Source organism: Microbacterium sp. Soil_C_42, from assembly GCF_057656735.1.
The window spans coordinates 133,017-141,406 of sequence record NZ_JBDGJU010000008.1 but is presented as its reverse complement, the minus strand read 5'-3'; the positions used below and the strand labels follow the sequence as shown (position 1 = coordinate 141,406).

At 71.6% G+C, this 8,390-nt stretch carries 8 protein-coding genes; 1 reads left to right on the top strand and 7 read right to left on the bottom strand.

Features of this window, described 5'->3' with window-relative positions; translation table 11 throughout:
* Positions 1-488: 488 nt before the first annotated feature.
* On the bottom strand, positions 489-1,298 hold the full coding sequence (locus tag AC3A46_RS07700) for an HAD-IIA family hydrolase (protein ID WP_487664614.1): 810 nt from the start codon (positions 1,296-1,298) through the stop codon (positions 489-491).
* A gap of 40 nt (positions 1,299-1,338) precedes the next feature.
* On the opposite strand from AC3A46_RS07700, the gene AC3A46_RS07695 reads away from it, so the two are divergent.
* Positions 1,339-2,283 (top strand): SDR family NAD(P)-dependent oxidoreductase, encoded by a 945-nt coding sequence (locus AC3A46_RS07695; protein ID WP_487664613.1) that lies wholly within the window; start codon positions 1,339-1,341, stop codon positions 2,281-2,283.
* A gap of 127 nt (positions 2,284-2,410) precedes the next feature.
* Here the strand turns inward: AC3A46_RS07695 and AC3A46_RS07690 are convergent, their stop codons facing one another.
* The 6 genes from AC3A46_RS07690 to AC3A46_RS07665 all read right to left on the bottom strand — a co-directional run bounded on the left by AC3A46_RS07690 (position 2,411) and on the right by AC3A46_RS07665 (position 8,377).
* Complete coding sequence (locus AC3A46_RS07690; protein ID WP_487664612.1) at positions 2,411-3,064, bottom strand: metal-dependent transcriptional regulator; 654 nt, start codon at positions 3,062-3,064, stop codon at positions 2,411-2,413.
* 24 nt (positions 3,065-3,088) lie between these two features.
* Positions 3,089-4,456 carry an Nramp family divalent metal transporter gene (locus AC3A46_RS07685; RefSeq protein ID WP_487664611.1) on the bottom strand — a complete coding sequence of 456 codons (1,368 nt, stop codon included), beginning with the start codon at positions 4,454-4,456 and terminating at the stop codon, positions 3,089-3,091.
* A gap of 133 nt (positions 4,457-4,589) precedes the next feature.
* Entirely contained in the window at positions 4,590-5,000 is a 411-nt protein-coding gene (locus AC3A46_RS07680; RefSeq protein WP_487664610.1) for an ATP-binding protein, read from the bottom strand.
* A complete protein-coding gene (locus AC3A46_RS07675; protein ID WP_056366114.1) occupies positions 4,990-5,322 on the bottom strand; it encodes an STAS domain-containing protein in 333 nt (110 codons plus the stop codon). The genes AC3A46_RS07680 and AC3A46_RS07675 overlap by 11 nt, the downstream gene beginning before the upstream one ends.
* Positions 5,319-7,277, bottom strand: coding sequence for a glycosyltransferase family 2 protein (locus AC3A46_RS07670; protein WP_487664609.1), 1,959 nt, complete (start codon positions 7,275-7,277; stop codon positions 5,319-5,321). The genes AC3A46_RS07675 and AC3A46_RS07670 overlap by 4 nt, the downstream gene beginning before the upstream one ends.
* Complete coding sequence (locus tag AC3A46_RS07665) at positions 7,274-8,377, bottom strand: PP2C family protein-serine/threonine phosphatase (RefSeq protein WP_487664608.1); 1,104 nt, start codon at positions 8,375-8,377, stop codon at positions 7,274-7,276. The genes AC3A46_RS07670 and AC3A46_RS07665 overlap by 4 nt, the downstream gene beginning before the upstream one ends.
* Positions 8,378-8,390: the final 13 nt, after the last annotated feature.

Below are 8,390 nucleotides of genomic sequence, written 5' to 3'. Positions count from 1 at the left end.
GCCGAGGTGAGGGTCGGGTGCGGCGTTTCGGTCCGCATCTCGGCTCTGGTCCTCAAATGAGGATCGGGGTGTGCGCTGGGGAGGCCGGGGGCGCACGACCGGATCGGGGCCGATCGCGCGGGAGTGCAGCATCCGTTCTCCTCATTTGAGGTCGTGGGCCGAGGTGAGGGTCGGGTGCGGCGTTTCGGTCCGCATCTCGGCTCTGGTCCTCAAATGAGGATCGGGGTGTGCGCTCGGGAGGCCGGGGCGCACGACTGAATCGGGGCCGGACGCGCGGGAGTGCAGCATCCGTTCTCCTCATTTGAGGATGTGGGCCGAGGTGAGGGTCGGGTGCGGCGTATCGGTCCGCATCTCGGCTCTGATCCTCAAATGAGGAGCAGAGGCCTGCGGGGGGGGGCGGGGCGGGGCGGGGCGGGGCGGGCGCTGCGGAAGCCCGCCTCGCCTTCGGGGGAGCGGATGCCTCGGGCCGAGGCATCCGTGTTCCCGCGCTACAGCAGCTCGGGGTCTTCGGACTCGACGGGCTCGTGGTCGAGGAGGTCGGCGACCGAGTCCAGCACCTCGTCGGGGCGGAAGGGATAGCGGGCGATCTCGGCGGCGTCGCTGATGCCTGTCAGGACGAGCACGGTGTGCAGGCCTGCCTCGATGCCGGCGACGACATCGGTGTCCATGCGGTCGCCGATCATGCCGGTGTTCTCGGAGTGCGCGCCGATGCGATTCAGAGCCGAGCGGAACATCATCGGGTTCGGCTTGCCGACGACGTAGGGCTCCATGCCGGTCGCCTTCGTGATGAGCGCCGAGATCGCGCCGGTCGCCGGCAGCACGCCCTCGGTCGAGGGGCCGGTCGCGTCGGGGTTGGTCGCGATGAAGCGGGCACCGGCGTTGATGAAGCGGATCGCCTTGGTGATCGCCTCGAACGAGTAGTTGCGGGTCTCGCCGACGACGACGTAGTCGGGATCGGTCTCGGTCATGATGAAGCCCGCCTCGTGGAGGGCTGTCGTGAGGCCCGCCTCGCCGATGACGAACGCCGAGCCGCCGGGCATCTGCGACTTGAGGAAATCGGCGGTGGCCAGGGCCGAGGTCCAGATCGACTCCTCCGGCACGACGAGGCCGGAGGCCCGCAGCCGGGCCGACAGATCGCGGGGCGTGAAGATCGAGTTGTTGGTGAGCACGAGGAACGGCACACCCTGATCGGTCCACTGCTCCAGCAGATCCGATGCCCCGGGGATGGGGGTGTTCTCGTGCACCAGCACGCCGTCCATGTCGGTGAGCCAGCATTCGATGTCCGCGCGGGTCCGCATGCGTCCAGACTAGGCGGCGCGCAGGCGTAGGGTCGTTCCCGTGACGTGGGACCCCCGGACCCTCCCAGACCTTTCCGGACGCGTGTACCTCGTGACCGGATCCAACGCCGGCCTCGGTTACTTCGCCTCCGAGCAGCTCGTGCGCGCCGGTGCGCACGTGCTGATGTCGGCGCGCCATCCGAACCGGCTCTCGGCCGCGCGTGCGGCGATCCGCCGCCGGGTGCCGGAGGCCGCACCCGACGCGACCGAGCCGCTCATCCTCGACACCTCGAATCTGGCCTCGGTGCGCTCCGCCGCCGCGAGCGTGCGGGGCAGGGGCTCCCTCGACGGCGTGCTGCTCAACGCCGGGATCGTCCACGCGCCGAAGTCCCGCGAGACCACGATCGACGGGCATGAGGTCGTGTTCGCGACCAACGCCCTCGGCCACTACGCGCTCGCCGGAGAGCTCCTGCCGGCTCTCGCCGAGGCCCACGGGCGCATGGTGTGGGTGGGGAGCATGTCGACCTCGCTCACGCCGTACGACCCGGTCGACCCGCAGCTCGTCGACGACTACACGGCCTGGCGCGCGTACGTGCAGTCGAAGGTCGCGACGACGGCGCTCGGGTTCGAGGCCGACCGGCGCCTGCGCGCGGCCGGCATCCCGGTCGTGAGCGTCGTCGCGCACCCGGGCTACTCGACGGGCGGCCGCACCCCCGGCATCGTCGGCGTCAACGAGCCTTCGCGCGCCAAGCGCTTCCGCGACAATCTGCAGGCGGCGATGGCGCAGTCGAAGGAGCACGGCGCCTGGCCGCTCGTGCGGGCCCTGACCGACCCCGGCATCGAGGGCGGCGAGTTCTGGGGCCCGCGCACCGGCTCGCGCGGCGAGCCCCGCAGGCAGACCGCCTCGAAGATCACCCGCGACCCGGTCGTCGCCGCGCGCCTCTGGGACGTCGCCGAGACGGCGACCGGCGTGCGCTGGCCGTTCGAGGTGACGGCGCGCCGCTGACCCGGCGCGCACCGCATCGGAGGCTCTGGGCGACACGCCGGCGCGCAGCATCCCGTCCCCGGCGTGTCGTCGTGAATCTCCGATCCTGTGCCGGGACACGCTGGACGCGACCCGGCCGAGGCTCGGGTCAGGCGCTGAGCCAGACGGCGTCGGCAGCGGCGTCGGGAAGCGACACCGACGCGGTCCCGATGCCCTCACCCATCGTCAAACGCAGGGCCGCAGCATCCGTCACCGTCACGGTCGCGCCGACGGCCACGCCGGCCGACTCGACGGCTCGCAGCAGCTCGGGGTCGCGGTCACTCACGCGCAGCACGCGGCCCACGTGCCCGACCGGCGCGGCAGCCAGCAGCACGAAGGGTTCGCGGTGGACCTGGCCCGCGGCATCCGGGATCGCGTCACCGTGCGGGTCGAAGCGCGGCCTGCCGAGCCGCTCGTCGATGCCCTCGAGCAGCCGGTCGCTGATCGCGTGCTCGAGCACCTCGGCCTCGTCGTGCACCTCGTCCCACGCGTAGCCGAACTCACCCACGAGCCACGTCTCGATGAGGCGGTGACGGCGGATGATCGCCGCCGCGCGGAGCTCGCCCGCCTCGGAGAGCGCGATGGGCCCGTACGGGCGATGCGTGACGAGACCCTGGGCGGCGAGCTTCTGGACCATCTCGGTGACGCTCGACGGCGCGAGGCCGAGCTCTGCGGCCAGCTGCGACGGCGTGATGCGGTCGTCCTGCCACTCGGTGTGGTGGTAGATCGTCTTCAGGTAGTCGTCGATCGCAGGGGAGGCCACCGTTTCAGGGTACCGGGCGGCCTTTCACGCGCCCGTCAGCACCAGGTACAGCAGCACGCCGTTGAGGGTGATGAGGAACACGGATGCTGCGATCCCCGCGATCGTCGTCCACACGCGGTTGCGGTAGCCGCCGAGCACCTCGCGGTTGGCGGTGAGCGCGACCAGGGGGATGAGCGCGAACGGGATGCCGAACGACAGCACCACCTGGCTCAGCACGAGGGCGACCGTCGGGTCGAAGCCGATCGCGAGGATCGCGAGTGCGGGGATCAGCGTGACCAGCCGGCGGGCGAGCAGCGGCACGCGGATGTGCAGCAGGCCGTGCATGATCTCGGCGCCGGCGTAAGCGCCGACCGACGTGCTGGCCAGGCCGCTGGCCAGAAGCCCGACGGCGAACAGCGTCGCGACCAGCGGCCCGAGACCCGCGTACAGCGCGGCGTACGCGCCTTCGAGCGAGTCGGTGCCGGGGACGCCGGCCAGATTCGCCGCCGCGAGCAGCAGGATGCAGAGGTTCACGGTGCCCGCGATCAGCATCGCGATGGTGACATCCCATTTGGTCGCGCGCAGCAGGCGACGGGTGGGGATGCCGCGCAGCTCGGCCAGCGTCGGGTCTGCCGGGGCCCCGATCGGGGCACCGGCAGCGCGGGAGCCGCGCGGCATCAGTCGGTCGCCGCCGAGCGCCGCGCCGGCCGGCGCCGGCGCGAAGCGGTCGCGCGCCAAGGCGCTGTGCGCGTAGATGGCGTGCGGCATGATCGTGGCGCCGAGGATCGACGCCGCCAGCAGCACCGAGTCGGCGCCTTCGAAGCGCGGCACCAGGCCCGCCACCACGCTCGCGCCGTCGGGCGGGGCGACGAACACGCCGAACGAGAACCCGATCGCGATGATGGCGAGCAGGCCGATCACGACGAACTCGAACGTGCGCGGACCCCGCCGCGACTGGATGAGCAGGAGCGCGATCGACACCGCGCCGGTGATCGCGCCGCCCCACAGCAGCGGGACGCCGAAGAGGAGGTTGAGAGCCACGGCTCCGCCGATCACCTCGGCGATGTCGGTGGCCATCGCGACGAGCTCGGCCTGCAGCCAGTACGCGCGGCGGCCCCAGCGGTTGCCGATGCGGTGACCGAGGGTCTCGGGGAGGCTGCGGCCGGTGACGATGCCGAGCTTGGCCGACAGGTACTGGATGAGCCAGGCCATCACGTTGCCGAGCACCACGACCCATACCAGCAGGTACCCGTACCGGGCGCCCGCCGTCATGTTGCTCGCGACGTTTCCGGGGTCGAGGTACGCCACCCCCGCCACGAGCGCCGGGCCGATCAGCCATGCAAGGCGCGGCATCGACAGGCGTCGGCTCGCGGGGGGCGTCGGCGCGCTGACATCCTCGGCAGTTTTCGGCATACCGAAAACGTACCCTGTTTTCGGTACACCGAAAAGACTGCGACGGCACGGTCGGCCGCCGGAACGAGGGCACTCGGCGGAGACCGGGGACGCTGTCCCGCGCCTCGGTGAGAGTCCCGTTCCGGGAGGCGGGTCAGTCGCGGCGCAGGCGGCGCAGCCGCCAGACGTTGCCGCGCTCGGTCTCGTGGACGAGTTCGTCGAGGGTGGCGAGGGCGATCGCGAGGCCTCGTCCGGACTCGGCGTCGGACCCGGGCATCGAGACCGAGCCGAGGTCGATGAGGGCCGGCTCTGCGGTGTCGGTGAAGACCGCCGAGAGCGCGTCGGCGTCGGCCTCGAGCTCGACCGTCACGCGGACGGGCTCGCGCGCGAGCGCGTGCTCGGCGACATTCGTGGCGACTTCGCTGACCGCGAGGCGGAACAGCATCGCGTCCTCGTCGCCGACGTCCGGGAAGCGGCGGAGCAGCTCGTCGAAGGCATCGTGCACGCGGTCGACGAGCGTGTCGTCGGCCACGCCTTCGAGGCGGATCGTCGGCTCAGTCGCCATCGAACGCCGACTCCGGCGTCGGGTGATCGCGCAGCACGCGGTCGAGGTTGGTGAGCTTGAGCACGCGGCGCACCGGCTCAGTGGCGGCGGCGATGCGCAGGTCGCCGCCGGCGAGCCGGGCCGACTTGAGGCCGCCGATGAGCGCGCCCAGCCCGGACGAGTCGACGAACTCGGTGCCCGACAGGTCGACCACGATGCGCGTGCTGCCCCCGCCCACGAGGTCGTCCACCGCCTTCTTGAGCCGGGGCACGGAGGTCGCGGTCAGCCGGCCCTCGGGCCGGACGACGGCGAACGCCTCGCCGGGTGTCACGATCAGATTCACGCTGCCTCCTCGGGCTCGGGGGCGGGCCGCGCGGGCCCGCGGTACAGGGCGGCCTGGACGATGACGCTCAGCACGGCCAGGTCGTAGATCACCCACACCGTGTTGACGAGCGTGCCCGTGCCGTCGGCGGTTCCGACCGCCAGGCGTGCGAGGCCGAGCACGAGCGCGAGCGCGAGCACGACGATCGCCGTCAGCTGCGGCCAGATCTCGCGCCACGGCGGGCCGGACTCGTCGCGGCCGTCCTTCTTGGTGACGGCGAAGCCGAGAGGGCGTTTCAGCACGACGTTCGAGAACGCCGACGTGCATGCCTTGATCCACACCGGGAAGAGCGCCAGCGCGTACTGCTGGCCGCGCCACGTCTTGATGCCCTTCGCCACGACGAGGAACAGGATCTGGTTGACGACGAAGTACGGCAGGAAGCGCGCGAAGAAGTCGACGCTCCACGCGGTGACCGGCATCACCCCGAAGACGAGGAAGATGACCGGGGCCGCGAGATAGACGATCGCCGTGAATCCCGACAGGTAGCTCCACATCGTCGCGAAGTACATCAGCCGCTGACCCGCTGAGAGGCCCTTCTTCGCGAGCGGGTTGTCGCGCAGCATCACCTGGAGGGTGCCCTGCGCCCAGCGCAGTCGCTGCGTGAGCATCGTGCGGAGGTCCTCCGGGGCGAGCCCGTGCGCCAGGATCTCGTGGTGGTAGACGCTCTTCCAGCCGAGCGAGTGCAGCTGCATCGCCGTCGCCATGTCCTCGGTGACCGAGATCGTGGCCATCGGCTGCACAGGCTGCGCCTCGTCGGGGCGATCCACGCGGAGCGCCTCGAGCAGTGCCGACACCGAGTCGATGGCCCCGAGCGGCGACAGCTCGCGCGCGGCGAGGGCGTCCAGCCCCGCGTCGTCGATGACGATCGCGTCGAGCTCGGCGTCGCGCTGGACCGGCAGCTCGCCGATCGACGCGAGGTCGGCGCGCATGCGCGACAGGTCGCCGCGCACCAGCTCCCGCGAGGCCGTGTCGACGGCGGACTGCACGCGGTAGGTGACATCCGCGATCGGCTCGCCCTCGTCGAGCCGGGCGCGCGCCTGCGTGACCTCGCTGCGCAGCACCCGCAGCTGCTGACGCACGGCGGGATCGGCGTCGCGGTCGCGCGCCGCGTGGGCGAGCAGCGACTCGGAGGCTTTCAGGGTGCGCGCCGTGGACTGCTCGAGGCTGCGGACGTACCCGACGATGCCCAGCTGCATGAGCGCGTCGCGGCGCAGCACGGCGTTCGAGCCGCAGAAGAACGCGGCGTTCCAGCCGTCCTTGCCCTGCTGGATGGGGCCGTAGAACAGCGGCGCCTGACTGCCCAGCGGATCCGCGTCGTCGACGTTCACGAACCACTGCGGGGTCTGGACGAGGGCGACCTCGGGATCGTCGGCGAAGTAGCCGAGGGTGCGGTGGAGGATGAGCGGATCGGGCACCTGGTCGGCGTCGAGGATCAGGAGGAACTCGCCCTCCGTCTGGAAGAGCGCGTTGTTGAGGTTGCCGGCCTTCGCGTGCCGCGGCTTGCCGGCCCAGTCGGCGGAGCGCGTGATGTAGCCGACGCCGAGCCGGCGGGCCGCGGCGGCCATGTCGGGTCGCGCACCGTCGTCGAGGATCCACGTCTCGTGCGGGTAGGCGATGGACTTCGCAGCCCGGGCGGTCGCGATCACCATGTCGACGGGCTCGTTGTAGGTCGTGATGAGCACGTCGACCGTGCCCTCAGGAGGCGAGGCCGGGGCCGGGCGCTCGCGGGCGCGCCACATCGTCGCCGAGAACAGGAAGGTGTCGATGAGGCTGTAGGTCTCGGCGATCACCAGCGGCACCGCGATCCACCACGCCGCCCAGTTCACCGAGTCGAGCCAGCGCCAGACGATGTAGTTGACGCCGAGCAGCACCGACAGCAGCGCCAGGATGCGGATCCAGACGAAGCGTGCGGTCACGCATCCCTCCTCACGACGAGCACCGTGACGTCGTCGGGCGCGCCGCGCCGCGCGGCGAGGGCCGTCGCCTCCTGCACGGCCCCGGCGGGGCCGAGATCGCGCAGCGTGTCGTGCACGTGACCGAACGGGTCGTCGGCGTCGAGCACGTCGAGCAGGCCGTCGCTGCAGACCATGAACACGTCACCCGGATCGAGCTGCGCCGCCGACGCGGTGCGGGTCTCGTCGAATCCCATGCCCAGCGGCAGGCCCGTCGACCTCAGCGGCTCCCATGTCCCTCCGGCGCGCAGCACGAACGCGAGGCTGTGTCCCGCGTCGACGAAGGCCATCGTGCCGGACGCGATGTCGATGTCGGCGGCGACGGCGGTCACGAAGATGTTCGAGCCGCCGATGTCGTCCTCGAGCATGCGGTCGATCTCGCTCACCGCCTGGGTGAGCGGGCGCTCCGGGGCGGTGCGCAGCGAGGCCCGCACGGCGGAGGCGATGATCGCGGGCCCCGCGCCCTTGCCCATGACGTCGGCGAGGGCGACCCGCAGCCGCCCGTCCACGACCTGCCAGTCGTAGACGTCGCCGAGCAGATTCCCCGCCGGGGCCGCCGCGGCGGCGAGCGTGTAGCCCGGAACCTCGGGCGTGCGCCCAGGGAGCATGGCGCGCTGCACGACGGACGCGTAGTCCAGCTCGCCCCTGTCCGTGATCTCGGCCTGCACCCACAGGGCGAGTTCGCGCAGCAGCTGTCTGCCGCGATCGTCGAGGGTGCGCGGCTCGGTGTCGACGATGCACAGCGTGCCGACCTGCTCTCCGCCGGGCGCGCGCAGCGGATGCCCGGCGTAGAAGCGCAGGTGCGGATCGCCGACCACGAACGGGTTCTCGGCGAACGTGACGTCGGTGGCGGCATCCTCGATCACCAGCGTCCCCTCCTGCCGGATCGTGAGATCGCAGAAGGAGTCGGCGCGCGGAGCCTCGTGCCCGCCGAGACCGATCTGCGCCTTGCGGAACTGCCGGTCGCCGTCCATGAGCGTGACGCTCACCATGGGGACGCCGAACATCTCCTGAGCCAGCCGGGCGACGCGGTCGACGCGTTCATCCGGTGGCGTGTCCAACACCCCGAGTGCTTCG